We start from the raw sequence: 26,962 nt of genomic DNA, 5'->3' as shown, positions 1-26,962 counted from the left end.
GGTCCAATGTGACTTATCTCACTTTGTTGCCGCGACCAGATCCCGACCGGGGTTGAGGTTTCCCTGGTCCATTCCCCGACCGAGGTTGAGGTTTATTGTAATTCACATCACTCTGCCGCCGCGACCAAATCCCGACCGAGGTTGAGGTTTGCCGGGTTGAGGTTCGCCGGCCTCGGCAGCCCATAGTTGTCCCGCAACGTCTTCCCCGCATATTCCGTCCGGAACAGCCCGCGTCTCTGCAGGATCGGGACCACGTGCTCGACGAACGCCTCGAGCCCCGACGGCAGCACCGGCGGCATCACGTTGAAGCCATCGGCTGCCCCCTGCTCCCACCAGTGCTGGATCGCGTCCGCCACCTGCTCGGGCGCGCCGGCGAACGTCCGGTGGCCGCGGCCGCCGCCCAGCCGCCCGATCAGCTGGCGCACCGTCAGCCGCTCCCGCCGCGCCAGGCTCACGATCAGCGTGTACCGGCTCTTCGCCCCCTCGATCTGATCCTCGCTCGGAAGATCCCGCGGCAGCTCCGCGTCGAGGTCGAGCTCCTCCGGCTTCACCCGCAGCGTCTGCGCGAGCTGGCGCTTGGCATACTCCGGCTTGATGAGCCGATCGAGCTCGGCGTCGAGCGCGTGCGCCTCGGCCTCCGTGGCGCCGATGACCGGCACGATCCCCGGCAAGATCTTGATCGACCCCGGATCGCGCCCCAGCGCGCGCGCGCGCCCCTTCAGATCGACATAGAACCGCTGCGCGTCCTCCAGCGTCTGCTGCGCCGTGAACACCGCCTCCGCGTACCGCGCCGCCAGCTCCTTGCCGTCGTCCGACGAGCCGGCCTGCACGAGCAGCGGATACCCCTGCGGCGAGCGAGGCACGTTGAGCGCCCCCTCGACCTTGAAGTACCGCCCCACGTGCCGCGGCGGGTAAATCTTGCGGTCATCGCCCCAGACGCCGTTCTCCTTGTCGCCGAGCGGCGCGTCGTCGCCCCAGCTGTCCCACAGCTTCAGCGACACATCGATGAACTCCGCCGCCCGCGCGTACCGGTCGCTGTGCGCCGGCAGCTCGTCCAGGTTGAAGTTGCGCGCCGCGTCCACGCCCGCCGTCGTGACGATGTTCCAGCCCGCCCGCCCCCCGCTGAGGTGGTCCAGCGAGGCGAACCTCCGGGCCAGGTTGAACGGCTCGTTGTACGTCGTCGAGGCGGTCGCGATCAGCCCGATGTGCTCGGTCACCCCGGCGAGCGCCGCGAGGAGCACCGTCGGCTCGAGCGTCCCGGCCGGCCTGCGGCCGACGTTGTTCCACAGCACCGGGCTGTCGGCGAGGAACACCGAGTCGAGCTTCCCCCGCTCCGCGATGCGGGCCAGTTTCTTGAAGTGCGCGACGCTCGTGTTCGCGAACGGATCGCTCTCCGGCAAGCGCCACGAGGCCTCGTGGTGGCCGACGCTCATGAGAAACGCGTTGAGATGCAGCTGTCCGGGTCGTTGGGTCACGGGGCACTCCGTTCCAGTTCAGGGTTCGCGTCAGGATCTCCGGCAGCGGCCGCGCCCGGCGCGACCCCCAGCGCCGAAAGCAGCGACTCGCGGTGGGCGAGGAACCGCGGATCGCGCAGCGGCCGCGGCGCCGGCAGATCGATCCGCCGCTCCTCGGTGATGCGGCCGCCCTCGAGCACCAGCACCCGATCGGCGAGCGCGATCGCCTCGTCGACGTCGTGGGTCACCAGCAGCACGGCCGGCCGGTGCCGCGCGCACAGCTCGCGCAGGAGGTCGTGCATGCGCGCGCGGGTCAGCGCGTCGAGCGCGCCGAACGGCTCGTCGGCCAGCACGAGCTCCGGATCGCGCACCAGCGACCGCGCCAGCGCCACCCGCTGCTGCTCGCCGCCGGACAGCTCGACGGGCCACGCGCGCTCCCGCCCGGCGAGCCCCACCTCCGCGAGCGCGTCCAGGCCGCGCTCCCGGGCCTGCGGCACGTCGAGCCCGAGGATCACGTTGTCGAGCACCCGCGCCCACGGCAAGAGCCGCGTGTCCTGGAACACGACCGCCCGGTTGTCCGGCACGTGCAGCTCGCCCGAGCCGGTCACCTCGTCGTCCAGCTCGGCGATCGCCCGCAGCAGGGTGCTCTTGCCCGATCCGCTGCGGCCGAGCAGCGCGACGAACTCGCCCCGCTCGATCGTGAGGTCGATCCCGTCGAGCACCACGCGGGCGCCGAAGCGGCGGACCAGGCCGCGGATCCGCACCGCGGGCGGGGCCGCCGTCAGCCGGCCAGGATGCGGCGCCATGACAGGGCCTTTCGCTCGATGAGCCGCACGGCCGAGTCGGAGGCCAGGCCGAACAGCCCGTACACGACGAGGCCGAGGAGGATGATCTCCGTCTGCCCGTACGAGCGCGCCAGCGACATCATGTAGCCGATGCCGCTCGTGGCGTTGATCTGCTCGACCACAACGAGCGCCAGCCACGCGCCGGTCACCGCCAGCCGCAGGCCCATCAGGAAGCCCGGAAGCGCCCCCGGCAACGCCACCTTCCGGATGAACTGCCACCTCGTCAGGCGGACCGTCTCGGCCAGCTCCACGTAGCGCGCGTCGATGGTGCGCAGCGCCGCGTGGGTGTGGACGTAGACCGGGATGACGACGCCGAGGGCGATGGTGAGCACCTTCATCTGCTCGCCGATGCCGAACCAGAGGATCAGCAGCGGGATGAGCGCCAGCGTCGGAATCGCGCGCTTGATCTGCACCGGCCCGTCGAGCAGCGCCTCCCCGACGCGCGTCAGCCCGGCGAGGAGCGCCAGCACCGTGCCCAGACCGGCCCCGAGCGCGAGCCCCAGGAAGGCCCGCTGCGCCGACGTGAGCAGGTTGGACAGGAGCCGCCCGTCGGCGATCAGCTCGTGGGCCGTGGTCACCACGGTCCACGGCGCGGAGAGCACGCGCGCGTCGAGCGCGCCCGTCGCCGAGGCGGCGGCCCAGAGCGCGAGCAGCAGCGCCGGGCCGAGCGCGAGGCCGTACGGGATGCGCCGCCCCGGGCCCAGGCGGCGCCGCAAGCGGCGGCTGGACACGCGGCGGCCGGTCGGGGCGCCGGACGGCGGCGCGGAGACGTCCGCGGTCGCGGTGAGATCCGGGAAGCTGGCGAGGCGCGGCGAGGCGGCGCTCGTGGGCAGTGCGGTCGTCATGGAGTGCTCCTGTCGGCCGTCGCCGGCCGGTCCGTCGGTCCGGCGCCCTCGGCGGCGCCAGCCACCTCCGCTCCGATCGTCTGGAACCGGAGGTCGAAGATCGTCCTGGCCTCGAACCGCTTCTGGCCGGAGGCCTCGGCGAGCAGATCGGCGGTCTCCTGGGTCAGCGCGATCGCCTCGGACCAGTCGCCCGGATACTGCGGCTTGCCGGCGGCCTCGATGAGGAAGCGCCCTTCCCTGGCCGAGAGGCCCTGATCCTTGACGTAATACGCCTCGATCCAGGCCTCCTGGTGCGCGTAGGCCCACAGCTGGGCCCTGGCCCGCCACTTCGCGTAGTCGACCAGCGCGGCCGCCTTGTGAGCGTCCTTGAGCACCTCGGCGCGCACATGAAGGAAGCCCAGGTTGTCGCGGACGCCGTGCGCGATCGACGAGGCGCCCTCGGCGCGGTACTCGTTGAGATAACGCAGCAGGGTGACGCCGGACAGCGGCGCGACGTCGACCTGGCGGCTGGTGAGCGCCTCCTTGAACTCGGTGCTCCCGAGCTGGACGAGCGTCACGTCCTTCTGCGACAGCCCGGCCTTCTTCAGCGCGCGCAGGACGAGCGCGCCCTGCGCCTGCCCCGGTGAATAGGCGATCTTCTTGCCGCGGAGATCGCCGATGGACGCTACCTGCGCGCCCGGCGCGGTGGCCAGCTCGTAGATGGGCTTCTCCCGCACCTGCACGGTGAGGATCTTCACGTCGACCCCGGTGAAGGTGGCGTGGATGGGCGGCGTGTCGCCGACCGCGCCCGCGTCGAGCACCCCGGCGCGGAACGCCTCGATGGTCTGCGGTCCTCCGCTGATGTTCTGCCAGTCGACGCGGAACGGCAGCCTGTCGATGTCGCCGGAGAGCTGGAGTTGCTTCTGCACCGTCGGATCACCGATGCTGAGCCGCGTCTCGCGCGGGATCTCGGCCGGGATCGGGGCGTCCGGGGCCAGCGTGGCAGCGGCGCTCGCCTCGCCGTCGCGCTTGCACCCGGACGAGGCAATCAGCGCAGAGAGCGCCGCGAACGTCGCGAGTGAGCGAATCCTGTCGATGAACGAGCGCAGATGGACCTCGGTGCGCGGCTGGAAGCGGTGCCGTTTTGCTGCTGCCCAGGCGCCGCCCCGCCCGCCGCCCAGCCGGCAGGGGAGAGGAGCGCTCGGGAGACGCCGGGATGGGCCTCGCGGAGCCGATGGCTCGCGGCCCGTCCTCGGGATCGTCTCGCCATGACCAGCAACGCCCATGCCGCCGCGCCGCTCGCCCGTGGACGGCGCCGTCCAGCGGCCCGCGCCCGCCGTCGCGCGGCGCCCGCCGGCCGCGGGACGGCCGGGCCAAGGCCGCGCTGCTTCCTCAGCAACAGCCGGTGGTGATCCGCTGCTCCGGCGCGAGCACGGCCCGCCTCCCTCCGGCGGGAGCAGGCGCGGAGGGGGCGGCCCGCTACCGCGCCGCGGCGGGGGCCTCGCGCCGTCCCTGGACGCCGAACGCGTCGAGCAGGTAGTCGCGGAAGGCGCGGATCTTGGACGGCAGGAAGCGCGTCCCCGGGTGGACGAGGTACAGGGAGGCGGCGCCGTGGATCGCGTAGTCCTTGAGCACGGGCACGAGCCGCTTCGCGTCGAGGTCGCCCCGCACGTTGATCGCGGGGACCAGCGCGATCCCGCCCCCGGCCAGCGCGACCTCGCGGCAGAACGAGAAATCGGAGGCCGAGATCGCCGCGCGCACCCGGAGCTCCGCGCGATCGCGGCCGTCGCGCGCCGAGAGCGCGATCGTCGCGTGGCCGCGCGCGGTCTGGGCGAGCAGCAGCCGGTGCCCCGCGAGGTCCTCGGGCCGGCGCGCGGCCCCGTGCTTGCGGAGGTAGGAGGGCGCCGCGAACAGGCCGACCTCGATGTGCTGCAGCTTGTGGGCGATGAGCGACGAGTCCGGGAGGCTCGAGGTCGCGCGCAGGGCCACGTCGACCTGGTGGGCGTCGAAGTCGAGGAGCGCCTCGGTGAGCAGCAGCTCCAGCGAGATCTCGGGGAAGCGCTCCGCGAAGCCGGCCGAGAGCGGCGCCAGGATGCTCAGCCCGAGATCGAACGGCGCCGTCACGCGCAGGTGCCCGCGCGGCCTCGAGCGCGCCTGCTGCACCGCCACGTTCGCGTCCTCCAGCAGCTCCAGCGCCCGGCCGACGCGCTCCCGGTAGGCGAGGCCGTCCTCCGTCGCCTGCACGAGCCGCGGGCTGCGGCGGAGCAGCTCCACCCCGAGCGCGTGCTCCAGGCGCGTGATGCGGCGGCTGACGCTTCCCTTCGTCTCGCCCAGCGTCTTCGCGGCCGCCGTGATCGATCCGAGGTCGACCACCAGGCAGAAGGCCCGCAAATCGGTCAGATCCGCGTCGATCGTTTCCGTTTTGGCAACCTGGTGTTTCATTGCAGGGTCATTGTACCACTATCGGAAACGACCTAGGGTGGGCTCATCATGGATCGCCGGGCTGCATTGAGGCTCCTCCTTGCCGCAGGCGGGGCCGCACCGATCGCCGGCGCCTGCGGGCGCTCGACGTCGACCGCGCCCGGTCCGGCTCCGGCGTCGAGCTCCACGTCCACCGCGGCCGAGAGAGGTTCGATGTCCGACACTCAGCACAAGGCGCGCGAGGGGCGCATGCCGGCCCTGTTCCTCGCGCACGGCTCTCCCTTCCTGCTCGACGATCGCGCGTGGGTCGCCGAGCTCGCCGCCTGGGCGCAGGCGGTGCCGCGCCCCACGGCGATTCTCATGATCTCGGCCCACTGGGTGGACGCGCCGGTCACGCTCGGCGCGACCGAGGCCGTGCCCCTCGTCTACGACTTCTACAACTTCCCCGAGAAGTACTATCAGGTGGAGTACCCCGCGCCCGGCGCCCCCGCGCTCGCGCGGCGCGTCCGGGAGCTGCTCGGCCCGCTGGGGCCGGTCGCCGAGGCGCCTCGCCGCGGGCTCGATCACGGCGCCTACGTGCCGCTCCTCTGCATGTACCCCGGCGCGGACGTCCCGGTGCTCCAGATCTCTTTGCCGACGCTCTCTCCAGCTCCGCTCCTGGAGATGGGGCGAGCGCTCGCGCCGCTCCGCGACGAGGGGGTGTTGATCGTCGGCAGCGGTTTCTTGACCCATAACCTCCGCGCGGCAGACTGGCGCGGAGATGCGGTCGCGCAGCCCTGGGCCACGGAGTTCGACGCATGGTGCGCCGAGGTCCTCTCGCAGCGCGACGTGGGCGCGCTCATCGAGTACCGCGCCCGCGCGCCGGGCGTGCGGATGGCGCTCCCGACCCACGAGCATTTCGTGCCGGTCGTCGCCGCCATGGGGGCGTCGATCGACGTGAGCGAGCCGGTGCAGTTCCCCATCACGGGGCTCACCTATGGCTCGTTCACGAGACGTTCTGTGCAGTTTGGCTGACCAATAAGGAGATTGTCTCTCATGTTCACCGCTCGTTTCGCTCGCATCGCCCTCCCCGCCGCCCTCTTGCTCTCGCTCGCGGGGTGCGAGGACCCGACCAAGGACAAGCCCAAGGCGACCATCTCGACCGCCGCGCCCGCGCAGACCCAGGCCGCCGCCGCGCCCTCGGGCCCCGCCGAGACGCTGCCGATCGACGTGGCGGCCTCGACCATCGGCTTCGTCGGCTCGAAGGTCACGGGCAAACACGAGGGCAAATTCGAGAAGGTCTCGGGCTCGATCACGCTCGCCGGCGGCAAGGCCGCGGGCGGCAAGCTCACCATCGAGGCCGACGCGTCGTCGGTGAAGACCGACGCCGAGAAGCTCGACGGCCACCTCAAGTCGCCGGACTTCTTCGACGTCGAGAAGTACCCGAAGGCGACGTTCACCTCGACCGAGATCAAGGCCGGCGGCGAGAAAGGCGCGACGCACACAATCACCGGCGAGCTCGATCTGCACGGCGTGAAGAAGACCATCACCTTCCCGGCGACCATCACCGAGGGCGCCGATGCCGTCTCGGGCAGCGCCGAGTTCGTGATCAACCGCAAGGACTTCGGCATCGTCTATCCGGGCAAGCAGGACGATCTGATCCGCGACGACGTGCTGCTGAAGCTCTCGCTCAAGGCGCCCCGCAAGCAGGGCTGAGCGCCGGCCGGACACCGGGCGGGCGGGAGCGGATGAAGCCCCGCGAAAGGAGGGAGCGCCTCCGTTCCCGCACCCACCTCCGCCGCCGCTCCCGCTCCCGTCAAGGCATCGGGTACACGAGCGAGAGCCCGGCGATGCACATCTCGTCGAACGTGCTCCCCTCGCCGTAAGCCACGTCGATCGTCGCGCTCATATGAGCCTCCTTGAGCGCCTTGACCACGTACGGGTTCTCCGTCGAGTTGTTGTACGTGCACCGGATCTGGAGCACATCGCCCGGCTCGAGCGTCGGGAGCGACTCGATGGGCGCGTCGTACGAGTACGAGCGCTGCCAGGCGAACTCCCACTTCGGCGCGTGTGCCAGGCACTCCTCCTTCGGCTGATCGGGCGAGCCGTTCGCCCGCGTGACCGTCACCTTCTGGTCGAAGCCCAGGTAGTGCATGTGCAGGAATTCGCCATAGATGCGCATGCCCGGCGGGAACGGTATCTCTTGCGCCACGGGCGAGTCCGCGGCCGGGATCGTGAACTGCTCCGTCTCCACGTGGTCCTTGCTGTCCGCGGGGACCAGGAACTCGACGCCGTTCTTGTCGCCCGGACCCGGTAGCAGCCCGAAGCCAAACTCGTTGACCGGGTCTTCGAAGTTGCCGATCAGGTGGTACAGGAAGCCGTACTTCGGCTTCTCTTTGGTGAGCCTGAGCTGGATGCGCGTCAGGTCCGGGTCGGCCGTGGTGCCGGCAGGGTGGTAGTGGATCTGCATCATGATGAGCGACCCCTTCGGGATCAGCTGACCCACCCCCTCGGGCAGATCGACCGGGTCCGTGCCGGGAGCCCAGGCGGTGAGCAGCGGGAGCGCGCCTAGGTCCGAGCCCGCCGGCTCCTCGCCATCGCCGCACGGAAAGCTCCCGTCGGGGCCGGCCAGGTTCGCGATCGACCGCTCCGGATCGATGGCGATCAGCCCGTGATGAACGACCTTGTCGTTACCGGGCACCATCTGTAGACCGTTCAGGTACTGGTCCTCCGTGAGCCCGGGATCGATGACGAAGCAGCGGAACTCGTCCTGCTCACCGGAGGTGACGTAGGGCTCTTTCGGGTGAACCTCGAGGGTCGTGCCCGGCAGGTCGGGGCTCTTCGGCACGAACGCGGCGGGCGCGTCCTTGGGATCACCCTTGGGGCTGCCGGCCTTGCTCCAGGCCTCCAGGGTGCTGATCTCCTCGTCGGAGAGGCGGATGTCGCCCTTCCACGCGTGGCGGGTCGAGCACTCGTCCGTGTCACGCACGGCGAAGGGCGGCATCGTGCCCGCCTTGGTCGTCTGGACCATGAGCGCCGCGACAGCCTTGGCGTCGTCGTACGAGGTAATGCTGAAGGGCGCGATATTGCCCGCGGAGTGGCAGCCCATGCAGCTCCTCTGCAGGATGGGCTCGACGTCCTTGTGAAACGTGGGGCTACTCCCGGCGGCCTGGGGCTCCTCGGGCTCGTCGCTCCCGGAGCAGCCGGTGAACGAGGCGGCGCCTGGCAGGGCGAGGGCGAAGGTGACGGCGGACAGCGAGGCTCGGGCGGCGGAACGCGAACGCGATGAAACGAGCATGAGACCTCCGGGCAGCCGGATCCTTCACGAGCGAAGGGTCCGGGCGCTTGGTGAGAAGCCGCGGGCGGTGGCTCCCCGTTCGTGCCCGGATCGCGCCCGCCCGTTCAACGCTCTTTCGCGATGGTCACCGCCGGATTGCTGCTCTCTGCGCGCCCTGGCCCGTCGTGGCTTCTTCCGCGGATCGGGCCAGCCCGCGTAACGAGTTGCCAATCTGCTGCGCCGCGAAGCGGCGCAGGATTAGCCGACGCGTTCGCCGAGCACCACCGCAACATCGTCCTGCAGGTTGCCGGACGGAAGAGTCACCGCCTGGATCAACGTCTCGACCACCGTATGCACGTCGCCCGTGCGTGCGAGAGCGTTGATGGTCGCGAGCGACGTGTACTTCAGCAGGCCGTCGGTGGCGACCAAGAGGCGCCCCGAGAGCGGCTGGCGGGGAATGCTCGCGGGCCTGCACGCGCCGCTGCCGACCAGTGGCTTGCGACGCTGCGCCGCCGTCAGCTCGATCAGTCCGTCGGGCGCGACGAGGAGCGCGCCCGAGTCCCCCACGCTGGCGCCCCAGAGCTCGCCTCGGCTCACCTGGACCACAACGAGCGTCGTCTCGCCACATCTGGGCTCCGCTTCCAGCTCACGGTCGAGAAGGCTGAGGCGCTCGCACCAGCTGTCCGGGTCGAGCTCCATCTCGGCGCCGAGCGCCGCCATCACGCTCGTCGCCGAGCGGGCGGCGGCCGCACCGCCCGAGAGCCCCCCCGTCCCGTCGGCAACAGCCACGGTCCACCGATCGCCACGGCAGCTCAGCTCGAGACGATCCTCGTTCGCGCACCCTGCCACGCGGCGTGACCAGAAGCGCATCCAGCCAGAGGAAGGTTCGAGCCGCTCGGGCTCGCCGCCAACTTCCGAGAGCGTGATCTCTATCGCGTGAACAACATTGTCCCGGAACCAGACAGCTGCGCCCTCGCCGAGGCCGCATTTCGAGCAGCCGCTTTCGACGAGCCCGGGCACTGTGACGAGTCCGCCCACGTTCTCGCCATGATCGCCGAGCGGCGCCGGGCGGCCCGGCGGATCGAACCAGCAGATTCGGTCACCGAGCTTGTACTCGTGCTGCCGGCAGTAGCCGTACTGGTACTGGACGCGCCACTCGTGAAAATGTCCGCAGCCGGGGCAGGCCGCTCGGGCGATGACGATGTCGAATAGCGCCATGACGCTTCGCTTGGCTAACCGATCACGGATGTCTCTCCACCAGCATCGCGGCGTGCGCGAAGGAAACCAGCGCCAGCGCGAACAGGTGCACGATTCCAAAGCGCTCCAGATTCCCATCGAGCCCGCCGTAGGCCCTCCGGACCACGAACAGGGCGACCGCTGCTACCACGTAGACGCCTCCGAGGAGGCCGGCCGGGATTCGCAGGAGAGACCCGGCGCCGAACACGGTGAGGGCGAGGCCGGACAGCAGGAGCACGCTGAGCCAGGGATCCCGCCCGCGACTGAGCAGGATCGCGGGCATGGAGTAGATCCCGCCGAACACGATTCCGACGAACGGCACCGCCAAGCACAGGAGGAGCGCTTCTCGCGCGCGGTGGCCAGGGGTCGGGGAGGTCATGAGTCGGGCAACGTCAACCATCCACGGCGACCAGCTATTCCGGGTCCTCGGCGCACAGTCCAGACGGATCGGTTCACCGAGGTTCCTCGCGGAGGATCTCCATGCAAAGCCCCACGCAGGGACTGCAGATATTGACCCGGCCGTCCCCTAACAGCGCGGGCACTTCGACCAGCGAGCGCTTGCAGAACGAGCACGCGAGATGCGGGTCCCGATAGCTGAGCCCCGTCCGCGTCTTGCTTGGCTCGCCGTCCTCCCAGAATCGCCACCAACGGCGCCATCCGAGGACGTTGCGGCGGCGAAGCCGGCGGGCACATTCCTGAACACAAGCGCTGCAAATGCTGACATCTGCGGCAGCGATGAGGCGCTCGAGACGGGCCAGCCCGCGTCGACAGAACGAACACTGAGAGCGCGCATCAGCGACGCCGTCGCTGGCCACCACCCTGTCCGACAGCTCAATCCAGATGCCCGACATGCGAACAAGCTCTCATCACCCCTCGAGCTGTAGCCTGTCATCATAGGGCCACAGATCATCGTGCGGCTTCATCGTGAAGATGAAACAGCGGTTGGTGAGCAGCTCGACGCGCTCCTCCCGCGTCAGGCCATCGTCATCTTCGGCCGTTGACTCCAGCGTGCCTAGATCGCGCTTACCGTCGACGTTGTAGCACAATGTTTGGCCCACTCGATAGTCCCTGCGGAAGGCGGTACGCCACTGCGAGTTGCTGCCCCAGCCATGGGATAGGTCCTGCCCGGGGCGGTTCTTCCGCCGGTACGTCCAGTACATGGTAGATGATTCGGCGATGTCCTTGCGGATGATCTCGCTGCCGCCGCGCACGCGCACTCCGGCCCGAGAGAAGAGCAGGTCGCCGAACATCAGGCACGGCCAGGCGTAACTTACGATCGACACTGGCTGACGGCGGTCATCGGCGTACTCGATCTCGACGATCTCATGATAGAACGGCGAGAACGAGGACGTCTCGGCGATGGTGAGCCCTAGCGCCTCCGCGAACGCCAGGTACTCGGCCTGCGAGATCAATGGCCCCGGCCAGTCCGATCCGTCCGCCGTCCCGCGCTGAAACCGCAACAGCAATGTATCATTGACGCGACTCAAGGCATACAGCCGCCACAGGTCCTCGACGTCCGCGGACGGAATGGGGCTTCCGCGCCGGGAAGCGAAGGAGCGGAGCCAGATCCGCTCGTCGGCATTCGCCTTGAGCCAGGGCGCGAGTACATCCGGATAGAGCGATCCCTCGTCGTACTCGAGGAGCGAGTCATAGAGCTCACGGTAGCATGCTTGTGCGCTGTGCATTGCGTTCCCCGATGCCCCTGACGATACTGTCGTTCAGCTGCGGGTGCCAGGCCGAGCGTGGCGAGGGAGGGCGTCATCCGCGACGGCTTGTTGGCAGCGTCACCGGCCTCACGTAGGCTCCTGTTCTCGCGGGCGAAATACTTCGTCTATGCGGGCTTGGAGTAGCCTCTTGGCGTCGTCACGAAGCGGCTCACCATGAGCGCTGATAAGATGGCGAAACGGCAGGTCGGCGAGGCGGCGAAAATCTGAAATGTCGGGGGTACACGCCTCTCGCCAGGTCGCGGGGATGTTCGCCGCACCGATCAACCCTTGAGCGAGGAACAGCGCGCCCGTCTCATCGGAAAAGAAGGGATCGACGTGTGACCAGTTCTGGACGGCGTCACAGGTAATGAGGATCCCGCCCTCCCTCGGAAGTAAAACGGCGGCTTCAGGGAACCGCGCGGTCGTGAACACGAATACGATGCCTCCGTGAGCCGGAAACGGGCCCCCTGCCGCGAGCGCTCGGTCGGCAGGTCGGCCGTCGGCCGCCGCTGCCTCGGGGAGCGCCCACAGGGTGGCGCCGTAACGGTCGCGATAGAAGGGATCATCTCGGCCGTGGAATGCGCCGAGCCGCACGATGTGGCGGACCTGGCCGAGGGCGTCGAGCTGGCGCAACCCTTCCTCGGTCAGGCGCACGGTGTTCACGAGCGTGAGCTCTCCGTCCTGTCGGAGCACGGTCATCGTGCGGCTCGTCTGGAGATCGATCCCAGCGTGGTGAGTCCTGTTCGTACCCACGACGTAAAAGACCTCTGGGAATGCGTCCTGAACCTCGCCATGCGGCCATCCGGCGCTGTGCTCGAGCATCTGGGATGTCTCCTCACGGTTGCGGCGTTGCGGCGTCGCGCCGCCGCCGCGAGCCTAACCTGGGTCGCCCCGCGATGGTATGCCATTCGTGTTTCCAGGACGCAGTCCTGAGGGGGACTATCCGACGATCCCTGGCGAACGATCTGGCGCTCAGCGGCGGCGCGAAGCGCTGCCCGATTGAACACCTCGCTCGACCGCGTCTTCGGTCGGGGGGGTCAGCTCCTTGGTCATCATGATCCGCGGCGAGACCTTGAACCCCTGCCCCTCATACAGAGTGAGCGCTCGCTGATTGTCCGGTCGCACCATGAGATGGACGGCGTTCACGTCGCGCTCCCGCAGGTGTTGTACGGTCGATTCCAGCAGGGTACTCCCGAGGCCCCGTCGTCGGGACCCAGGCTCCACGAAGATTTCTGTCACGAAAGCATCACGCCCCGCGAACTCAAGATCATACCCGAACGTGGCCAGGCTATAGCCGACGAGGGGGCGACGCGCGCCGACACGCGCAACCAAGATCAGCCCGAGATCCTTGTCGTTGAGCACACGGTGCAGAGCGGGAACCATGGCCTCCGGCCTCCAGAGAATGCCCTCGGCCTCGTTGAAGGCGACCATCAACGGAAGGATGTCGTGCGCGTCTTCACTCCTGGCGAGCGCTATTTCTTCGGGCTCTTCCATGTTCGTTCACCCGCTCCGCTGTCTTGGTCCACACGGCGCCGCGCCTCGGCCGCGCGGGTTTCCCGCGTCGGCTGCGCACGCATGTAACCGATACTACATGGGCCTGCGGCCGCTGTCAGGCCGACCTTCGCGTCTGCCGAGCGCGGCCGAGGCGGGTCCGGCCGGCGCAGCCGCGAACCCCAAAGGGGTCGGGGCGCCCCCGCCTGACTCTCCAGAGGAGCGCTGCCACGGCCACGCTGGACGGTTGCCGCCAGCATCGTATCGAACAGGAAGGCGGGATGGCCGGGAGAACAGCCCCTCAGGGCCCTCGCGCCTCCGCGTCTTCGCCCCTTCCGCGCCACGATCGTGCTCGCCGCGCCGGGCTCGGCCAGGGCGTGAGAACGATGCGCGCATGTTCCACAGCGACGTCTCTCGACACGCTCTCTGCCTGCTCGCAGCCTTCTCCGCCTCCACGCTCCTCGCCGGGTGCAGCGATCACGACGCCGTGCCGCCGCACGAAGGCGATCCGGTCTGCGCGGGCTGGGGCGACGAGGCGCCTGCCGACGGCGTCCTCGAGCTGCCCCGCCCGACCGGCCCGCACCCGGTCGGCACGCAGATCCGCGCCCTCACCGACAGCGCGCGTGGGGAAGAGGCGACGGAAGATCCCGACGACCGCCGTGAGCTCATGGCGCAGCTCTTCTACCCGGCCGATCCTTGCGGCACAGGGCAGCTCGCGCCGTACCTGTCGCCGGAGGAAGGCGACAGCCGCCGCACGACGGGCGGCCTCCCGGCCGAGGACGGCTTCGAGGCGAGCATCCTCACGCACGCGCGCGTGGGCGTGCCGCTCGCTGACGCTGAAGACGGCGCGCCCCACCCGGTGCTCCTCTTCTCGCACGGGTTCGGGATGCTCCGCGCCGACTACACGAGCCTCCTCGAGGACCTGGCGAGCCACGGCTTCGTGGTGGCCGCCATCAGCCACACCTACGACACCGAGCTCGCGGTGTTCCCCGACGGCCGCGCCGTGCCCTTCGGCTCGGTCGTCCTGACGCCGGCGATGGACGCGTCGGAGGAGGAGATCGAGGCCTTTTCTCAGGCAATGGGCGAGCACGTCGCGGTCTGGGTCGACGACGCGCGCTTCGTGCTCGACGAGCTCACGGCCGCCGCGCAGGACGACCCGGGCGGCCTGCTCACGGGCCGGCTCGACCTCGAGCGGGTCGGCGTGCTCGGCCACTCCTACGGCGGCGCGATGGCCGCCGAGGCGTGCGCCCGCGACGACCGCTTCGACGCCGGCCTCGACATCGACGGCAGGCTCTTCGGTCCGCAGGACGGCGCCGGCGGCAGGGGCCTCGCGCAGCCCTTCTTCATCCTGCTCGCGGCGGACCACCCCGACGATCCGAGCATCGACGAGACCTACGGCGCGCTGAACGGCCAGGGCTACCGGGCGCGGGTCGAAGACACCGCCCACCTCACGTTCTCGGACCTGCCGATCGTCGTCGAGCACTTCCTTGGCGAGGGCGTCCTCCCGGAGCTGCTCGGCACGCTCGATCCGACCCGCGCGGTCGAGATCACGAACGCGTACACACGCGCCTTCGTCCAGGCGCACGTGCGCGGCGAAGCGGCGCCGCTGCTCGACGGCCCCTCGCCGGAGTACCCGGAAGTGACCTTCGAGAAGCGGCCCTGACGCCGGGAGGGCCCGATGAGCCCGCCCGCCCAAGCGCCGCGCCCGCCCGCCCAAGCGCCGCGCCCGCCCGCCAGCCCCGCGCTCCTCGCCTCGGCGCTCTGGAACGTCGAAGATGTCAACCCCCCATGTCCGCGGTACACCCACGTCGTGGGCGCTGTAGAGTCGGTCCCCGGAGATCGCCGCCGTCCTCAAGCCCCTGGAGAGGTTCATGCTGACGAAGCTCAACGAGCGTGAAGCCGTCGCGTCCTGCGAGCGCTGCTGGGAGCAGGAGATCGTCCCCGCGCTGCACGACTACATCCGCATCCCCAACAAGTCGCCCGCCTTCGACCCTGCCTGGCGCGAGAACGGCCACATGGACAGGGCGGCGTCGCTCATCGCGGCCTGGTGCGAGGCGCAGCCGATCCCCGGGCTCACGGTGGAGGTGGTGCGCATCGGGAACCGCACGCCGGTGATCCTGATGGAGGTGCCGGGCACGCGCGACGACACGGTGCTCCTCTACGGGCACCTCGACAAGCAGCCCGAGATGACGGGGTGGCGCGAGGGGCTCGGCCCCTGGGAGCCGGTGCGCGAGGGCGACAAGCTCTATGGCCGCGGCGGCGCCGACGACGGCTACTCGGCCTTCGCGTCGCTCGCGGCGCTGCGCCTGCTGCACGAGCAGGGGATCCCGTACGCGCGCTGCGTGGTGCTCATCGAGGGCTGCGAGGAGAGCGGCAGCCCGGACCTGCCGGCCTACATCGACGCGCTCGCGGGGCGCATCGGCAAGCCGAGCCTCGTCGTGTGCCTCGACTCCGGCTGCGGCAACTACGACCAGCTCTGGACCACGACGTCGCTCCGCGGGCTGCTCCAGGGCACGCTCGACGTGAACATCCTGCGCGAGGGCGTCCACTCGGGCGTGGGCAGCGGCGTGGTGCCCTCGAGCTTCCGGATCCTGCGGCAGCTCCTGTCGCGCATCGAGGACGAGCGGACCGGGCGCGTCCTCGTGGACGCGCTGCACGTGCAGATCCCGGAGGAGCGCGCGGCGCAGGCGCGGGCCGCGGCCGACGTGCTGGGCGCGTCGGTCGTGTGCGAGCTGCCGTGGGTGAAGGGCGCGTGCCCGGTGACCGGCGACACGGCGGAGCTCCTCCTGAACCGCACCTGGCGCCCCGCGCTCTCCGTGACGGGCGCCGACGGCCTGCCGCCCATCGCGGGCGCGGGCAACGTGCTGCGCCCGTTCACGAGGGCGAAGCTCTCGATGCGCCTGCCGCCGCGCCTCGACCCGAGGAAGGCGGCGGCGGCCCTGAAGGAGGCCCTGGAGAAGGACCCGCCGTACGGCGCGGAGGTCCGGTTCCACGTGAGCGAGCCGTCGTCCGGATGGGACGCGCCGGCGACGGCGCCCTGGCTCGAGGCGGCTGTGCGCAAGGCGTCGAAGACGTTCTTCGACCGGCCGGCGATGGGGATCGGCGAGGGCGGGACGATCCCGTTCATGGCGATGCTGGGAGAGAAGTTCCCGGAGGCGCAGTTCCTGATCACCGGCGTGCTCGGGCCGCAATCGAACGCGCACGGTCCGAACGAGTTCCTGCACCTCGGCATGGGGAAGAAGCTGACCTGCTGCGTGGCGAGCGTGATCGCGGACCACGCGGCGCGGGCGCGCTGAGGGACGCGGCCGCGCGCTTTGCAGACGCGCGCGTCCACGGCGGGGGCGGTCGCGAACGGGAGCCCGCGCGCGCCGCCCGTCGACACACCGTTGACACACCGCCGGGATCGCCGTGTGCTGGGGCCGAGGAGAACATCGTGATGGCACAATTTCGATATGCCGCGCTCTGCCTCGCTGCGCTCTGCGCGGGCGGCTGCGGTTCGAGCGACGAGCCCGGGGACACGGGCACGCCGGGCACGGGCGGCACGGGCGCGACCACCACCTCCCAGAGCTCGAGCTCGAGCGGCGCAGGCGGCGACGGCCAAGGGGGGACGGGCGGCGGGACCGCGACGACGACCGTCGTGGTGAACGAGATCTCGGCCAAGGGCGGCGACTGGATCGAGCTCGGCAACCCGGGCCCGGGCTCGGCCGACCTCGGCGGGCTCGGTCTGTGCGACTCCGACGAGAGCGGGGAGTGCAACACGGTCGACGCGCTCCGGTTCCCCGAAGGCACGCAGCTCGCCCCGGGCGCGTACCTGCTCATCCTCGGCGACCAGCTGCCCGAGGACGGCGCTGGGCCCCACACCGCGTGCCTGCCGGACGGCGGACCGAGCAGCTGCTTCTATGCGACCTGGAAGGTGAGCGCCTCCAGGGGCGAGACCGTCTACCTCATCTCCGAGAGCGACGAGGTGCTCGCCCGGCTCGAGTACCCGATCGAGGCGGCAGCAGATGGGCAGACGTGGGGCAGGCTGCCCGACCTGACCGGCGAAGGCGCCGCCACGGCGCCGACCCCCGGGGCGGAGAACGCGGCGCCCTGACGCCCAGCGGAGCCGCGGCGCCCTGGCGCTCCGGCCGAGCCGCGCCGCCCTGGCGCTCCGGCCGAGCCGCGCCGCCCTGGCGCTCCGGCCGGGCCGCGGCTCCTCCCGGGCCCCGTTGGCCGTCGATGGCTATCGCGCCATGCCGAGCGGCCGTGCCGAGCAGAGCGAAGCGTGCGAAAACGTCACCGAACCGCGATGCTCATGTCACCGACGTCTGCACTCGAGATCCTTCGCGCTCCGCTGCTGCCACCGCGCCGCCTCCGGGCGCCCCGTCCGGAGGGAGGGCCTGCGCCAGGCGCCTCTGCACGGCGCTCTGCGGCGCCGGCGCTCGCGCTCTCGCTGCTCCTGTCGGCTTGCGGGGCTTCGGATCCGCCGCAGGTGCGGGAGACGGGCTGCCCTCGTTGCACCGGGGCCGCGCGAATCGGCGCGCTCCCGCCGGGTGACATCGACGAGTGCTCCGGTGTCGTCACCAGCGGGCTGCACCCGGACACGCTCTATGTTCACAACGACCACGGCGATGACCCCCGGTTCTTCGCGATCGGGTTCGGCGGCGCGCTGCGGGCCGAGGTGACCGTGGCCGGCGCGGCCGCGGTCGACTGGGAGGACATCGCGCGCGGGCCTTGCCGTTCGGGCGGGGGCAGCTGCCTCTTCCTCGCGGACATCGGCGACAACGACGGCGAGCGCGACAGCTACACGATCTACGGCGTGCCGGAGCCGGACACGCTCGGAGGAGGGCCGCTCGCCTCGACCGCCGAGGTGTTCGTGCTCTCGTACCCCGACGGAGGCCACGACGCGGAGACGCTGCTCATCCACCCCGCCACCGGAGCGCTCACCGTCGTGACGAAGGTCAACAAGGGCACCTCGAGCGTCTACGAGCTGCCAGCGCTGCCCGCCGCGGGCGCGCCGGCGATGCTCGTCCGGACGGGATCCATCGAGCCGCCCGCCGGGAGCGCGCGCTTCACCAGCGGCGACGTCCACCCGGACGGCACGGGCGTGCTGCTGCGCACCTCATCCCACGTGCTCTACTACCCCATGACACCGGATCAGACGGTGGCGCAGGCGCTGGCCGAACCGCCCTGCGTGCTGCCGTCGCCCGACGAGGAGCAGGCCGAGGCGATCGCGTGGGTGCCCGGTGGATGGGACTACGTGACGGTCGGTGAAGGGAAAGAGGAGCCGATCCACCGCGTGTCCTGCCAGGCGCCCTGAATGGCGCCCGAGGTCCCGAGTCCGCGCGGGTCGTTGCTCTCGGCCCGATGAGACACGGCTTCTCGGTGTACAAGGCTTTCGGTATCCTCATCCTCCTTCCACCACCGAGTCCGCAAGGAGGACCATCATGTCGCAACACAGGAAGGCTGCGGCCGCGCTGCTCGCCATGGCGCTGCTCGATGCCGGCTGCGCGTCCCCCGAGCAGGACACATCCTCCGGCGCGACGGGCGGCGGATCCACCTCGGTCAGCTCCGCGTCCAGCGCGACCGGCGGAGCCTCGTCGAGCGACGCCAGCAGCGCGTCGACAGGCCAGCCGCCCGTCAATCCGGGCGAGGTCGACTGCCGCACGCCCGGTGACGGGAAGTCTACCCTGGCCTTCGTCAACAAGTGCGACCAGCCGCTCCAGTTCCTGGGGAGCCTCATCGACGGCGGGGAGCTCGGCCCGGGGCAGTTCGCGTGCCGCGACGTGGGCACCAGCGAGGAGCCGCTGTCGTCGCTGCGCTACTGGGCATACGCCGGGTCGGACCCCGGCGGCGGCCGGCACACGCTGGCCGAGATGACCCTCAACACCGATTTCAACGACTTCGATTGGTACAACATCAGCCACGTGGACGCGCACAACCTCCCGATGGCGATCGTGCCCGTCGGCCTGCCAGACTGCCGGACGCTGGCGTGCCCGACGAGCCTGCTCGCGGGGTGCCCGGAGGTGGGTCGCTACAAGGACGAAAGCGGCGCGACGATCTCCTGCGTGAGCCCCGATCGGGACGATCCCACGAGCCCCGTGGCCACGTACTTCGAAGAGGCATGCAAGGACGCGTATTCGTGGTCGGGCGATGATCAGGAGTCGATGGCCGCCTGCGCCGGGGAAGACTACGACATCGTGTTTTGCCCCTGACGTGCTCCCTCACATCGCGTGCTGCACCCGCACGTCAGGGTCAGCTCACCGCGGATTGGCACCCGAAAGGCCGCTCAGAGGGGGATCCAGAGGCCGGCGAATACATGCTGCCGCACCCCGACGCCGCGGGGCGCCGGGCGGGTCACGGCACCGCGTGGCCGTCGACCCGGAGCTGGAACAGGAAGTACGGCGGGATGCAGGCGCCCTCGCCCGAGCTCGTCCGGGCGCACACGTAGTCCTCGCGGCAGGGCGCCTCGCTCGAGCAGCGCCGCAGGCCCGCGGGCGTGACGTGGCGGCTCAGGCACTCGGTGAACACCGTCCCGCGGGCGAGGCAGCGGTTGAACGGGTCGAGCACGGCGATGGCGCCGCAGACGCCCTCCTCCGGGAGCGCGACGCAGCTGCTCGTGCACATGCCGCCGGGGAACCCGACGGGGCTCGTGTTGCACACCGTCGCGAGCGGGCACGCCCCGGGCTGCGCCGCCGCGGCGCGATCGCGGTGCGGGTCGGCGTGGGGCACGACGGCGCCGACCTGGCACGGGTCGCCGACCTCCGGCGCCGCCGGCAAGCAGACGCCGACGGTCGCGCGGTCCTCCTGGGGCGCGTCGTACGCGGAGCACACGAGCCCTTCCGCGCAGGCCCAGCCGGCGAAGCTCGGGTCGCCCAGCCCGCAGCGCGCGCCGTACCCGCCGCGCGCGCCGTCGCCTCGCTCGGGATACGGCACCTCGTCGTCCGGGGCGGCGCCCCGAGCGATGGCCTCGACCACCGCCCGCCGGCGCGGGAGATCGCCCCCGAGGTGCGCTGACTCGACGGTGAACAGCGCGTCGTGGACACGGCCGGAGGGCTCCTGCCCGAGCAGGTGGAAGCCGGCGACGGACCCGCTCTGGTGGCACCCGGGGCAGGTCATCTGGTCGAGCCGCCGGAGCAGCCCCTCCGGCGAGCGGACGCGCGAGAGGCCGCCGAAGTCGACGCCGGCGAAGTCGCGCGGCTCGAACAGGACACGAAAGGGCCTGTTGGCGCGGCGCGCGAGCCCGTGGGGCGTCGCCGACAGCGCCTTCGTGGCGAGGAACTCCTCGGGCAGGAGCGCGGTCCCCTCGTCGAGGCGCGCGAGGTTCTCGGGGGCCGATAGCCACGCGCGCAGCCGCTCGCGCCGCGCCGGGTCGCGCGAGAGCCGGGCGACGTCGGGGGTGTTCTCGAGGGCGAGCGGCGCGTAGCGCCCGGCGCGGGCGTCCCAGCGGAAGGCGCGGAGCACGTACTCCGCGTGCCCGCCGAGGTCCGGGCGCACGGTGGAGGGCCAGCGGACGCTCTGCAGGTTCACGACGAGCCGCGCGAGGTGCGCGCGATCGGCGGCGCCCGGGGCGAGCGGGCCCTCGGGCGAGGTGAGAAAGCGGACGAGGTCCGGCCCGGAGAGCGCGCCGGCGCGCGACCAGGCCTGCGCGAGCCGGCGGCACGAGCGCGCGTCGCCGGCGGGCGCGAGCAGCTCGAACGATGCGGTCATCGGGAGGCGGGAGGCGGCGGCGGGGGCCGGCGTGGCGACGGAGGCGCCCGCAGCGGACGTGGCGCCTGCCGCGCCGCCCGGGGTCTTCGCGGCGTAGGCCAGCCGGTACACGAGGCGGGTCTCTCCACAGGCGGAGGCGTCGAACGGGCGGCGATCCATCCGGTTCACCACGCCGATGAGCTCGAAGCGGGCGCCCTCGGCCGAGAGCCACCGCTCGTCGAAGAGGCGGTGCGCGTGGCGCGCGATGCTCGTCCCGCTCCTCGGATCGGCGCGCTGGACCAGCCGCAGGTCGTCGGCGAGCACGCGCGCGATCGAGGCGAGCTCGGCGGTGCGGGAGAGCGCGGAGAGCGAGGCCGGCGCGCGCGGCGCGCCCGTGAGCACCGAGCCGAAGTCGAGGCCCGCGGCCTCGAGCTCGGCGAGCACGGCAGGGTCCGTGAGGAGCAGGAGAGGCCGCGCTTGCGGCGGGGTTCCCTGCGGCGCGGCGGCGGGCTGCGGCGCTCCCGCGGCGAAGCCGCCGGAAGCGGCCGGAGAGGGCGGCGCGGCGGACGGCTGCCCCCCTGCCCTCCCGACATCCTGGCGCGCCGCGGAGGGCCCTTCGGATGGCCACCACGAGCACCCGGCGATGCCGGCGCTGGCCACCAGCGCGGCGAGGGCGTGACGGAGGCGGCGGGGGCGCACGCTGCCAGGCTACACCGGCGCGCGCCGCGACGATCTCGAAGCGTTCTTGACGAAGCGAGCAAACCTAGCCGCGTCGCGGTCGACGTACCCACACGGCGTGTGGATACTGTCCCCATGCAGCACGCCGCGCTCGCGCGCCGGCTCCGCCACGTTCGCGCGCCTTCCCCGCTCCACTTCCCGGAAGCGGCCCTCGTGCCGGAGACCAAGCGCCACCTCGAGCTCAGGACCCTGCTCTATGTCGTGCTCAAGACCTTCGCGGATCGCGCGGCGATCGGATCCGACCAGTTCGTCTACTGGTCCGCGTCGGATCCGAGCCGGTCTGGCGCCGGACGCCTTTGTCCGGCTCGACACCCCTGACACACCGTTCGGCTCCTGGAAGACGTGGGAGCGTGGTGCCCCTGAGCTCGCCGTCGAGATCGTGAGCGAGCACGACTCGGATCCGCAGACGTGGGCCGACAAGCTCCGCAAGTACCACGAGCTCGGCGTGCTGGAGCTCGTCGCGTTCGATCCTGACGCCGCGTCAGGAGAGCGGCTGCGGGTCTGGGATCGCATCGACGACGATCTGATCGAGCGCGTCGTCGAAGGGGAACGCAGCCCGTGCACCGTGCTCGATCTGCACTGGGTCATCGTCCCTGCCGCAGGCCAGCCGGCGGCGCTTCGTCTCGCCCACACCCCCGACGGGGCGGAGCTCGTCCCGACCCCTGAGGAGGCGGAGCGACGCCGCGCCGAGGCCGAGCAGGCCGCCCGCGCGACGGCGGAGCGGCGCATCGCCGAGCTCGAGGCCGAGCTGCGCCGACGAGGCGGCTGACCCCGTCGGCATCCACCGGGTCAACTTCACCACCATCGCCGACGAGGCCAAGAAGCGCTGCTGACGCCCGGCAGGGGTGAGGGGAAGCACTGCTGACGCCCACAGGTCATCGGGCGCGCGCAGGCGCGGAGGGCGCCTCCATCCAGCGGCGGAACAGGCGAGCCTCGCCCGGCGGGAAGAAGGCGGTGGGCGGCACCTCGCCGTGGTAGCGCCGGAACGCGGCGCTGAACTCCGCAGGATCGCGGTCGAACCACGCCTCCGCCTCGGGCGAGCCGCGCAGGAGCCGTTCGAAGCGGAGCCGCGCCACGAGCAGCGCCGACATCCTCACGCCGTCCTCGTCCGCGCCGAGCAGCGCCTTCCGGAGCGCGGGCGGCAGCGCCGGATCCTCGGCCGCGGCGCGCAGCGCGGCCACGGGATCCTGGGCGGTCATCGCGCGGGCCACGAGCGCTTCGTAACGCGCGTGCGCCTGCGCCCCGCTCAGCCGCGCCGGCCGCGCCGCCGCGCCCTCCGCTGCCCCGCCGCGCCCTCCGCTGCCCCGCCGCGGGCCTCCGCTGCCCCGCCAGGGGCCTCCCCTGCCCCGCCGCGGCCCTCCCCTGCCCTGCCACGCGCCGCGCGCCCCGCTGACCTGCCGCCGGCCGCGCGCGTCACCTGCTCCTCCCGCGCCGGCCGAGCGCGCGCCGCGCGCGGCGGAGCTCCTCCCGCACGGCGGCTGCGTCGTCCGCGCCGTGCACCGTGCCCTCCATGCGCTCCAGCGTCACCCCGCGCAGGTTCGGGCAGCGCGGCGCGACCTCGTCCAGGAGGCGCCACACCGGCTCCGGCACGGCGTCGTCGTGGCCGTCGAGCCGCAACACCCGGCCGGAAGGCAGCCAGCCCGGATCGCTCGGGCCGCCGCCGGAGAGGTGGATCTCGATCACCCGGGCGAGATCGAGCCGCGCCACGTACTCGGCCGGATCGAAGCCGAAGTTCTCCGCCATGGTGTGGACGTTGTGCAGGTCGAGCAGCAGGTGCGTCCGCGGCGCCCTCAGGATGCGCTCGAGGAAGCGCGGCTCGTCCAGCGGATCGCCGAGCACGAAGTAGCTGACGCTGTTCTCGACGCCGACGTCGTCCACGACGGCCTGCATCGCCCGGAGCGCGCGGCGGGCGACCGCGGCGCCGTGCGCGCTCATGGGCATCGGGAGCGGCAGCCCGGTCGAGAGCCCGGCGGGCGCGCTGATCCCGAGGTGATCGGTGTACCAGCGGAACCGGAAGATCGCGTGGTCGCGCCGCAGGGCCGCGAGCCAGCGGGCGCGCCGGCCCGCGTCGGCGGCCGAGGCGCCGCCGAGCGACCAGCCGACGCCATGGGCGACGAACGGCCGGTCCGACCGGCGCGCGAGCTCGGCGAAGCGGCGGTGAAAGCCGTTCTCCTGGAGATCGGCCTCGGCGGCGTCCGGCACGCGCCAGAGCGTCTCGGGCGCCACCTCGTAGTAGTCGGCGTCGCGCAGGATCACCTCGGCCAGCAGGTCGAGGAACGCCGCGTCGGGCTGGAGCGTGAGGCCGACCGGGATCAACGCGTGGATGCCCCGCGCCCGTCGACCGAGAAGAAGTACAGGAAGCGCCGTGACTTGGAGGGCACGTGCCCCATGCCACAGGCCATGAGCCCGCTGTCCTTGGCCCCCTCGACGTCGATCCCGCAGCCGCTGGCGATCGCCCAGTGCGCGCCCGCGGGCGGCGCCTTCACGAGCCGCGCGCGCACGCTCGCGGCCCGGGCCTCCACGTTGCGCGCGTCGGCGCCAAGGCCCTTCCGGAGCAGCGCCCCGAGCGCGCCGATCCGCTGCGCGGCGATCGTGTCGTCGTGCTTCAGCTGCTCCTCCCGGCCGCCGCCCGCCATGCGGCGCATTCCGTCGTAGCTCGGGAGCGCGACGTCGAGCTGCGTCGCGACGACAGGCACCTTGTCGGTCCTGACAGCCACCATGAGCGGCTCCCCGTTGCCGGCGCCGGGCACGAGCTTCTTCAGATCGGCCATGGTCGCGCAGACGACCTCGACGCCCGCGAGCGGGGCGAGATCCCCGTCCGCGCCGAAGTTGAGCAGCTCGCCGAACGCGTGGCCGCGCTCCCACTTGGCGCTGTCGTCGGCAGGGATGACGAAGACGAGCAGCGCCCTGCTCGCCTGCCGGGCGCGGCGGAACGCGGCCGAGACCTGGACCAGCGACCCCGCGGCGGCCGCCGGCTTGCCCGTCTCGTCGCACGCGGCGCCATCGCCGAACGCGTCGCGGATGAACGCGGGCCACGCGGTGGCCGCGAGCCCTGCTGCAGTCGCTCCCAGCAAATGCCTGCGCTTCATGGTCACTCCTCACCGCCGTTCCCGAGCAGCTCGCTCTCCGCCTCGCCGCGCCCCGAGGGCTCGATCGTGAGCGGCGCGAAGGCCTCCCAGCCCGGCCGCACCAGCCCATCCTGATGCCGGCCCAGCACGATCGGCGCCGCCCCCGCGGATCGCAGCATCACGCGATCGCCCGCGGCCGAGTACTCGCCGGTCGCGACCACCTCCCCGGAGCAGCGGTCCCCGAGCGTGAAGCCCCCGGACGCGTCCAGGAGGAGCGTCCGCGGCCCCGCGGGCGAGCCAGCGGATCTCGCCCTCGACGCCGCGGACGTGCGCGAGCATGCCCCCGCGCAGCGCGATCCGCTCCGCGCCCTCCGGGCCGCGCAGCGCGGCCGTCTCTTCCACGTCGAGGGCGACCGGCAGGATCGGCGCCCCTTGCCAGCCGTCGCTGGCCACGGTCCAGCGAGCGCGCGCCGCGGGATCGAGCAGCACGTACGCGGTCGCGTCCGGAGCGTCGATCGGCTGGGCACACCCGGCGGAGAGCAGCGCCGGACAAAGAAGGGAGAACGCAAGGAAGAGACCACGACGTCTGGGCATCGGGCGGAACCTCCGGGGAGCTGAGACGCGCCAGGTCGGCGAAAGTTGCATCCATGTTCTCCGCGGGATGTCAGCCACCGCGGTGGCCGCGCATAGACCTCCATCGACAACGGCGAGGTGCCCGGGGCGAGCCCGGAACGGCGCGAGCAGACCGATAGCGCTCGTGGAGCCGTGCATCGCACGCCAGCGCGGCACACAGAAAAGGACAGACCGCATGAAGACCATCACCAGCATCGCACTCATGGGAGCTCTCATCAGCGTTTCCGCCGTCGCCGACGCGGCGGTCCAGAACCACCACGGCGGGATCTGCCGTGCCCAGGCCCCAGAGCACGCCAATCGGGTGTACTATCCGGCCATGGGCATCGAGGCGCTGCAAGGCGTCAACGTGGCCTGCCCGCTCGTCACCACCGGGAACAAGATCAATGATGTCGAGGTCAACGTCAGGGACACCACCCGGCCCGCCACCCTGTGCTCCGTGACGGCCACCAACTGGGATGGCACGGAGCTCGGCAACCTCAACTTCACCATCGCGCAGGGCGCGAACTGGAAATCCGTGACGGTCCCCGACTCCATGAAGGGCTCGTACGTATCGTACCTGGTCACCTGCTCGCTCCCGAAGAATCAGATCCTCACGAGCATCAACGTCGGCACGCCGTGAGCGTCGGGGGCTGCGGCCCTCGAGCCCGCGCCCTGGAGGGCCCGGCCGCGACCTGCGCGGCCGGCCCCTCGCGCGACCAGCCCGGCGGGCGCCCCCGATTCGCTTCACCTCCACGCCGGGCGTCGGTATAACGAGGAGGCCATGAGCGCCGATTCGTCAGCCCTGAGGCGGCCCAGGTACCCGATGCCGGATTTCATCGAGAGCGCGCTGAACGAGCGTGGCTTGATGGACGCTTACAAGCAGCGCCCTGCCTACCAGCAGAACGATTACATCGGGTGGATCAACCAGGCAAAGCGCCAGGAGACCAGGGAGAAGCGGCTCCGCCAGATGCTGGACGAGCTCGAGGCAGGCGGTGTTTACATGAACATGAAGCACCCGGCGTCGGAGAAGGCCTGAGATGCTGGCCTACGTGTTCTGGCACTGGAGGCAACCGCAGGCCGCCGCGGGCGAGTACGAGCGCCGGCAGCGCGCCTTCCACGCGGCGCTCGCCCGAGCGCCCGCGCCGGGCTTTCTCCGGTCGTTCAGCGTCGGGCTCTCCGGGGCCCCGTGGGCGGCCGGCGGCGGCGACGTCTACGAGGACTGGTACCTCGTGCAGGATTTCGGTGCGCTCGGCGCCTTGAACGAGGCCGCGGTCTCCGCCAGCCGCTCGGCGCCGCACGACGCGGCGGCCGCGGTCGCCGGCGGCGGGGCCGGGGGCCTGTATCGCCTGCGGGGCGGGGTTGCGCTGAACGCGCCCGGCTACGCCCACTGGTTCGGCAAGCCCGACGGTGTGTCCTACGGTGAGCTGTTCACCCGGCTCACGCCGATCCTGGAGCAAGCGAGCGCCGGCCTGTGGATGCGCCAGATGGTGCTCGGGCCCGGCCGGGAGTTCTGCTTGCACGCGGCGACCCCTGTATCGCTGCCCGCTCCGTTCGATGCGCTTGTCCTCCCGCTCCGGCCAGCCTGGCCGGCGTCCGACGGCACGAGCATGCTTCCGGCGCGCTGAGGCGCGCGCCCCGCGGCA

The 26,962-nt window shown here is 71.5% G+C and carries 29 protein-coding genes; 12 read left to right on the top strand and 17 right to left on the bottom strand.

Going from position 1 to position 26,962, the window contains the following annotated elements:
* Positions 1-107 precede the first annotated feature (107 nt).
* The 5 genes from WME82_RS00845 to WME82_RS00825 form a co-directional block, all read right to left on the bottom strand.
* Positions 108-1,475, bottom strand: coding sequence for an LLM class flavin-dependent oxidoreductase (locus WME82_RS00845; RefSeq protein ID WP_437859745.1), 1,368 nt, complete (start codon positions 1,473-1,475; stop codon positions 108-110).
* Positions 1,472-2,260, bottom strand: coding sequence for an ABC transporter ATP-binding protein (locus WME82_RS00840; RefSeq protein ID WP_438041270.1), 789 nt, complete (start codon positions 2,258-2,260; stop codon positions 1,472-1,474). The genes WME82_RS00845 and WME82_RS00840 overlap by 4 nt, the downstream gene beginning before the upstream one ends.
* Complete coding sequence (locus WME82_RS00835) at positions 2,236-3,144, bottom strand: ABC transporter permease (RefSeq protein ID WP_437743667.1); 909 nt, start codon at positions 3,142-3,144, stop codon at positions 2,236-2,238. Before WME82_RS00835 ends, WME82_RS00840 begins: the two co-directional genes overlap by 25 nt.
* On the bottom strand, positions 3,141-4,304 hold the full coding sequence (locus WME82_RS00830) for an ABC transporter substrate-binding protein (RefSeq protein WP_438045019.1): 1,164 nt from the start codon (positions 4,302-4,304) through the stop codon (positions 3,141-3,143). The genes WME82_RS00835 and WME82_RS00830 overlap by 4 nt, the downstream gene beginning before the upstream one ends.
* Positions 4,305-4,602: 298 nt before the next feature.
* Complete coding sequence (locus WME82_RS00825) at positions 4,603-5,565, bottom strand: LysR family transcriptional regulator (protein WP_438041269.1); 963 nt, start codon at positions 5,563-5,565, stop codon at positions 4,603-4,605.
* Between the two features lie 192 nt (positions 5,566-5,757).
* On the opposite strand from WME82_RS00825, the gene WME82_RS00820 reads away from it, so the two are divergent.
* Both WME82_RS00820 and WME82_RS00815 read left to right on the top strand, forming a co-directional pair.
* Positions 5,758-6,558, top strand: coding sequence for a dioxygenase family protein (locus tag WME82_RS00820; RefSeq protein WP_438041268.1), 801 nt, complete (start codon positions 5,758-5,760; stop codon positions 6,556-6,558).
* Positions 6,559-6,579: 21 nt separating this feature from the next.
* A complete protein-coding gene (locus WME82_RS00815; protein ID WP_438041267.1) occupies positions 6,580-7,239 on the top strand; it encodes a YceI family protein in 660 nt (219 codons plus the stop codon).
* 100 nt (positions 7,240-7,339) lie between these two features.
* On the opposite strand, the gene WME82_RS00810 is transcribed toward WME82_RS00815, so the two are convergent.
* From WME82_RS00810 to WME82_RS00780, 7 genes are all read right to left on the bottom strand, one after another.
* Positions 7,340-8,821 carry a hypothetical protein gene (locus WME82_RS00810; protein WP_438041266.1) on the bottom strand — a complete coding sequence of 494 codons (1,482 nt, stop codon included), beginning with the start codon at positions 8,819-8,821 and terminating at the stop codon, positions 7,340-7,342.
* A 237-nt stretch (positions 8,822-9,058) separates the two neighbouring features.
* Positions 9,059-10,135, bottom strand: a complete 1,077-nt coding sequence (locus WME82_RS00805; RefSeq protein ID WP_438041265.1) for a SpoIIE family protein phosphatase — start codon at positions 10,133-10,135, stop codon at positions 9,059-9,061.
* Positions 10,041-10,364 (bottom strand): hypothetical protein, encoded by a 324-nt coding sequence (locus WME82_RS00800; protein WP_438041264.1) that lies wholly within the window; start codon positions 10,362-10,364, stop codon positions 10,041-10,043. Before WME82_RS00800 ends, WME82_RS00805 begins: the two co-directional genes overlap by 95 nt.
* A 124-nt stretch (positions 10,365-10,488) precedes the next feature.
* Positions 10,489-10,887, bottom strand: a complete 399-nt coding sequence (locus WME82_RS00795; protein WP_438041263.1) for a ClpX C4-type zinc finger protein — start codon at positions 10,885-10,887, stop codon at positions 10,489-10,491.
* Positions 10,888-10,902: 15 nt separating this feature from the next.
* Positions 10,903-11,721, bottom strand: coding sequence for a hypothetical protein (locus tag WME82_RS00790; protein WP_438041262.1), 819 nt, complete (start codon positions 11,719-11,721; stop codon positions 10,903-10,905).
* 108 nt (positions 11,722-11,829) lie between these two features.
* Positions 11,830-12,564, bottom strand: a complete 735-nt coding sequence (locus tag WME82_RS00785) for a hypothetical protein (RefSeq protein ID WP_438041261.1) — start codon at positions 12,562-12,564, stop codon at positions 11,830-11,832.
* Positions 12,565-12,714: 150 nt separating this feature from the next.
* Positions 12,715-13,236, bottom strand: a complete 522-nt coding sequence (locus WME82_RS00780; RefSeq protein ID WP_438041260.1) for a GNAT family N-acetyltransferase — start codon at positions 13,234-13,236, stop codon at positions 12,715-12,717.
* Between the two features lie 391 nt (positions 13,237-13,627).
* Here WME82_RS00780 and WME82_RS00775 point away from each other — a divergent pair, with 391 nt between their 5' ends.
* From WME82_RS00775 to WME82_RS00755, 5 genes are all read left to right on the top strand, one after another.
* A complete protein-coding gene (locus WME82_RS00775) occupies positions 13,628-14,896 on the top strand; it encodes an alpha/beta hydrolase family protein (RefSeq protein ID WP_438041259.1) in 1,269 nt (422 codons plus the stop codon).
* Between the two features lie 208 nt (positions 14,897-15,104).
* Positions 15,105-16,529, top strand: a complete 1,425-nt coding sequence (locus tag WME82_RS00770) for a M20 family metallopeptidase (RefSeq protein ID WP_438041258.1) — start codon at positions 15,105-15,107, stop codon at positions 16,527-16,529.
* Positions 16,530-16,669: 140 nt separating this feature from the next.
* Positions 16,670-17,326 (top strand): lamin tail domain-containing protein, encoded by a 657-nt coding sequence (locus WME82_RS00765; protein WP_438041257.1) that lies wholly within the window; start codon positions 16,670-16,672, stop codon positions 17,324-17,326.
* A 378-nt stretch (positions 17,327-17,704) separates the two neighbouring features.
* Entirely contained in the window at positions 17,705-18,532 is an 828-nt protein-coding gene (locus WME82_RS00760; protein WP_438041256.1) for a hypothetical protein, read from the top strand.
* 127 nt (positions 18,533-18,659) lie between these two features.
* Positions 18,660-19,427 (top strand): thaumatin family protein, encoded by a 768-nt coding sequence (locus WME82_RS00755; RefSeq protein WP_438041255.1) that lies wholly within the window; start codon positions 18,660-18,662, stop codon positions 19,425-19,427.
* A 142-nt stretch (positions 19,428-19,569) separates the two neighbouring features.
* Here the strand turns inward: WME82_RS00755 and WME82_RS00750 are convergent, their stop codons facing one another.
* Entirely contained in the window at positions 19,570-21,600 is a 2,031-nt protein-coding gene (locus WME82_RS00750) for a hypothetical protein (protein ID WP_438041254.1), read from the bottom strand.
* A gap of 114 nt (positions 21,601-21,714) precedes the next feature.
* On the opposite strand from WME82_RS00750, the gene WME82_RS00745 reads away from it, so the two are divergent.
* The gene (locus WME82_RS00745; RefSeq protein WP_438045034.1) at positions 21,715-21,957 is read left to right on the top strand and encodes a hypothetical protein; all 243 of its coding nucleotides are present in this window, start codon (positions 21,715-21,717) and stop codon (positions 21,955-21,957) included.
* Positions 21,860-22,408, top strand: a complete 549-nt coding sequence (locus WME82_RS00740) for a Uma2 family endonuclease (protein ID WP_438045018.1) — start codon at positions 21,860-21,862, stop codon at positions 22,406-22,408. The genes WME82_RS00745 and WME82_RS00740 overlap by 98 nt, the downstream gene beginning before the upstream one ends.
* Before the next feature lie 106 nt (positions 22,409-22,514).
* On the opposite strand, the gene WME82_RS00735 is transcribed toward WME82_RS00740, so the two are convergent.
* From WME82_RS00735 to WME82_RS00720, 4 genes are all read right to left on the bottom strand, one after another.
* Positions 22,515-22,850 carry a hypothetical protein gene (locus WME82_RS00735; protein WP_438041253.1) on the bottom strand — a complete coding sequence of 112 codons (336 nt, stop codon included), beginning with the start codon at positions 22,848-22,850 and terminating at the stop codon, positions 22,515-22,517.
* A 202-nt stretch (positions 22,851-23,052) separates the two neighbouring features.
* Positions 23,053-23,955, bottom strand: coding sequence for a DUF692 domain-containing protein (locus WME82_RS00730; RefSeq protein WP_438041252.1), 903 nt, complete (start codon positions 23,953-23,955; stop codon positions 23,053-23,055).
* Positions 23,952-24,728: a hypothetical protein gene (locus WME82_RS00725; protein ID WP_438041251.1), complete on the bottom strand. Its 777-nt coding sequence runs from the start codon at positions 24,726-24,728 to the stop codon at positions 23,952-23,954. Before WME82_RS00725 ends, WME82_RS00730 begins: the two co-directional genes overlap by 4 nt.
* Positions 24,729-24,730: 2 nt before the next feature.
* Positions 24,731-24,928: a hypothetical protein gene (locus WME82_RS00720; RefSeq protein WP_438041250.1), complete on the bottom strand. Its 198-nt coding sequence runs from the start codon at positions 24,926-24,928 to the stop codon at positions 24,731-24,733.
* Positions 24,929-25,515: 587 nt separating this feature from the next.
* On the opposite strand from WME82_RS00720, the gene WME82_RS00715 reads away from it, so the two are divergent.
* From WME82_RS00715 to WME82_RS00705, 3 genes are all read left to right on the top strand, one after another.
* Positions 25,516-25,959, top strand: coding sequence for a hypothetical protein (locus WME82_RS00715; protein ID WP_438041249.1), 444 nt, complete (start codon positions 25,516-25,518; stop codon positions 25,957-25,959).
* A 141-nt stretch (positions 25,960-26,100) separates the two neighbouring features.
* Complete coding sequence (locus WME82_RS00710) at positions 26,101-26,355, top strand: YdeI/OmpD-associated family protein (RefSeq protein WP_437914437.1); 255 nt, start codon at positions 26,101-26,103, stop codon at positions 26,353-26,355.
* Position 26,356: 1 nt separating this feature from the next.
* A complete protein-coding gene (locus tag WME82_RS00705) occupies positions 26,357-26,944 on the top strand; it encodes a hypothetical protein (RefSeq protein WP_438041248.1) in 588 nt (195 codons plus the stop codon).
* Positions 26,945-26,962: the final 18 nt, after the last annotated feature.

The sequence above is a fragment of the Sorangium sp. So ce128 genome, from assembly GCF_051525245.1.
GTDB classification, from domain to species: Bacteria; Myxococcota_A; Polyangia; order Polyangiales; family Polyangiaceae; genus Sorangium; species Sorangium cellulosum_B.
The sequence above is the reverse complement of the archived record's forward strand: the minus strand, read 5'-3'. Positions and strand labels throughout refer to the sequence as shown.

Excerpts from the sequence above, each read along its gene's own strand:
- WME82_RS00810 (WP_438041266.1), bottom strand. The coding sequence starts at position 8,821 with ATGCTCGTTTCATCGCGTTCGCGTTCCGCCGCCCGAGCCTCGCTGTCC.
- WME82_RS00780 (WP_438041260.1), bottom strand. The coding sequence starts at position 13,236 with ATGGAAGAGCCCGAAGAAATAGCGCTCGCCAGGAGTGAAGACGCGCAC.
- WME82_RS00790 (WP_438041262.1), bottom strand. The coding sequence starts at position 11,721 with ATGCACAGCGCACAAGCATGCTACCGTGAGCTCTATGACTCGCTCCTC.
- WME82_RS00745 (WP_438045034.1), top strand. The coding sequence starts at position 21,715 with ATGCAGCACGCCGCGCTCGCGCGCCGGCTCCGCCACGTTCGCGCGCCT.
- WME82_RS00785 (WP_438041261.1), bottom strand. The coding sequence starts at position 12,564 with ATGCTCGAGCACAGCGCCGGATGGCCGCATGGCGAGGTTCAGGACGCA.
- WME82_RS00710 (WP_437914437.1), top strand. The coding sequence starts at position 26,101 with ATGAGCGCCGATTCGTCAGCCCTGAGGCGGCCCAGGTACCCGATGCCG.
- WME82_RS00755 (WP_438041255.1), top strand. The coding sequence starts at position 18,660 with ATGTCGCAACACAGGAAGGCTGCGGCCGCGCTGCTCGCCATGGCGCTG.
- WME82_RS00835 (WP_437743667.1), bottom strand. The coding sequence starts at position 3,144 with ATGACGACCGCACTGCCCACGAGCGCCGCCTCGCCGCGCCTCGCCAGC.
- WME82_RS00815 (WP_438041267.1), top strand. The coding sequence starts at position 6,580 with ATGTTCACCGCTCGTTTCGCTCGCATCGCCCTCCCCGCCGCCCTCTTG.
- WME82_RS00765 (WP_438041257.1), top strand. The coding sequence starts at position 16,670 with ATGGCACAATTTCGATATGCCGCGCTCTGCCTCGCTGCGCTCTGCGCG.
- WME82_RS00825 (WP_438041269.1), bottom strand. The coding sequence starts at position 5,565 with ATGAAACACCAGGTTGCCAAAACGGAAACGATCGACGCGGATCTGACC.
- WME82_RS00795 (WP_438041263.1), bottom strand. The coding sequence starts at position 10,887 with ATGTCGGGCATCTGGATTGAGCTGTCGGACAGGGTGGTGGCCAGCGAC.
- WME82_RS00705 (WP_438041248.1), top strand. The coding sequence starts at position 26,357 with ATGCTGGCCTACGTGTTCTGGCACTGGAGGCAACCGCAGGCCGCCGCG.
- WME82_RS00770 (WP_438041258.1), top strand. The coding sequence starts at position 15,105 with ATGCTGACGAAGCTCAACGAGCGTGAAGCCGTCGCGTCCTGCGAGCGC.
- WME82_RS00725 (WP_438041251.1), bottom strand. The coding sequence starts at position 24,728 with ATGAAGCGCAGGCATTTGCTGGGAGCGACTGCAGCAGGGCTCGCGGCC.
- WME82_RS00840 (WP_438041270.1), bottom strand. The coding sequence starts at position 2,260 with ATGGCGCCGCATCCTGGCCGGCTGACGGCGGCCCCGCCCGCGGTGCGG.
- WME82_RS00820 (WP_438041268.1), top strand. The coding sequence starts at position 5,758 with ATGTCCGACACTCAGCACAAGGCGCGCGAGGGGCGCATGCCGGCCCTG.
- WME82_RS00805 (WP_438041265.1), bottom strand. The coding sequence starts at position 10,135 with ATGGGAATCTGGAGCGCTTTGGAATCGTGCACCTGTTCGCGCTGGCGC.
- WME82_RS00775 (WP_438041259.1), top strand. The coding sequence starts at position 13,628 with ATGTTCCACAGCGACGTCTCTCGACACGCTCTCTGCCTGCTCGCAGCC.
- WME82_RS00715 (WP_438041249.1), top strand. The coding sequence starts at position 25,516 with ATGAAGACCATCACCAGCATCGCACTCATGGGAGCTCTCATCAGCGTT.